This window comes from Nocardiopsis ganjiahuensis DSM 45031 (assembly GCF_000341085.1).
GTDB classification, from domain to species: domain Bacteria; phylum Actinomycetota; class Actinomycetes; order Streptosporangiales; family Streptosporangiaceae; genus Nocardiopsis; species Nocardiopsis ganjiahuensis.
The window spans coordinates 1-862 of record NZ_ANBA01000049.1 but is presented as its reverse complement, the minus strand read 5'-3'; the positions used below and the strand labels follow the sequence as shown (position 1 = coordinate 862).

Here is an 862-nt window from a genome sequence, read left to right as displayed (position 1 = left end):
CCCCTTGCAGAGCCCGCTTCGAGAGGGCGACAGATGTCGAGTAACAGCCAACCGACCATCGCGAACCGCTACGTCCTGCGCCGTGAACTCGGCCGCGGCGGCATGGGCATCGTCTGGGAGGCACACGACACGGCCCTGGACCGGGTCGTCGCGATCAAACAGGTCCTGCTCCCCGGCCACTTCACCGACGCCGAACGCCACGACGCCCACGCCCGCGTCCGCCGCGAAGCCCAATCAGCCGCACGCATCACCCACCCCACCGTCATCACCATCCACGACGTGTTCGAATACGAACACAACCCCTGGGTGGTCATGGAACTCGTCGAAGGCGGCTCCCTCCAAGACACCCTCGCCGACACCGGAACCCTGCCCCCGCACACCGTCGCCGACATCGCCCAATCCCTGCTCCAAGCCGTCAAAGCCGCCAACACCGCAGGAGTCCTGCACCGCGACATCAAACCCGGCAACATCATGATGTCCACCGACGGACGGGTCATCCTCACCGACTTCGGCATCGCCACCATGGAGGGCGGACCGAGCATCACGCGCACCGGCGCACTCATCGGCTCACCCGAATACATGCCACCCGAACGCCTCGAAGGCGGCCCCGCCGAACACCGCGGCGACCTGTGGAGCATCGGCGTCACCCTCTACGCCGCCGTCGAAGGAACCTCACCCTTCCGCCGCGAGACCATCACCGCCGCCATCGCCGCCGTCATCTCCGCACCGCTCCCGCCCATGACCCGAGCCGCCTGGCTCGAACCCGTCATCACCGGCCTCCTCGACCGCGACCCCGACCACCGGCTCACCGCCGACCAAGCCCTCGACCTCCTCCAACGCTGCCGCAACGGCAACGGACCGG

At 68.1% G+C, this 862-nt stretch carries 1 protein-coding gene; it reads left to right on the top strand.

All coding sequences use genetic code 11. The features are described 5' to 3' along the window. Positions 1–33: 33 nt before the first annotated feature. The coding region (locus D458_RS0132665; RefSeq protein ID WP_017590926.1) for a serine/threonine-protein kinase at positions 34–862 on the top strand (829 nt) is incomplete at its 3' end.